Below are 919 nucleotides of genomic sequence, written 5' to 3'. Positions count from 1 at the left end.
ACTGTGTAAACTCGTGACTGATGAATTCCGGCCCGTTGTCGCAGCGAATGACTGCCGGTTTTTCCCGCCACTCCAGCAGTTGATTTAGAACCCGAATAACTCTGATTGATGGCAATGAAAAGCCAGCTTCAATGGCAATTCCTTCTCGGCGGTAATCATCAATGACATTGAATAATCGATAGCTGCGGCCGTCGGATAGCTGGTCATGCATAAAATCCATTGACCACACTTGGTCAGGGCGCAAAGGCTCCTTCAATGGTTCCGGCTTGTTACGCTTGAGTCGCCGCCTAGGTTTGATTCGAAGATTTAACGCCAATTCACAGTAAATGCGATAGACCCGCTTATGATTCCAAGCAAAGCCTTTTACATTCCTGAGATAAGCGAAGCAGAGGCCAAAGCCCCAATCAGAATATCGTTCCGTTAGCTGGATTAGCCATTCCGTAATCTCTTCGTTTTCTGACGACATAATAGGCTGATAGCGATAACAGCACTCGCTGACCTTAAATGCGCTGCAAGCCAGTCGAATACTGACGCCTCGACTAGCAACCACCTGCTGAGCCATCTCTTTACGCTGAGACGGCTTCACCACTTTTTTGCCATGGCTTCCTGAATGATCTCGGCTTTAAGGCGCTCTTCAGCGTACATCTTCTTTAGCCGACGATTCTCATCTTCAAGCTCCTTGAGGCGGGCGACCATCGACGCGTCCATACCGCCATATTTGGCCCTCCATTTGTAAAAGCTCGCTGAGCTCATACCGTGTTCCCGGCAGAGCTCGGGTACTGGGCTCCCTGCCTCAGCTTGCTTAAGAATGGCCATAATCTGGCTATCTGAATAACGGGGTACTTTCATGCAGAATCTCCTTCAAACTATTATGAGAAAATTCTACTTATCGCTCCAGCTATTTATCGGGGTGATTACC

Annotated in this window: 1 pseudogene; it reads right to left on the bottom strand. The window is 48.5% G+C overall.

The window, feature by feature from the left end:
• Positions 1 to 849: pseudogene (locus O9X78_RS20745) on the bottom strand (IS3 family transposase); the annotation flags it as partial.
• Between the last annotated feature and the right edge of the window lie 70 nt (positions 850 to 919).

Origin of the sequence: Zhongshania aquatica (assembly GCF_027257955.1) — a bacterium.
Classification (GTDB): Bacteria; Pseudomonadota; Gammaproteobacteria; order Pseudomonadales; family Spongiibacteraceae; genus Spongiibacter; species Spongiibacter aquatica.
The sequence above is the reverse complement of the archived record's forward strand: the minus strand, read 5'-3'. Positions and strand labels throughout refer to the sequence as shown.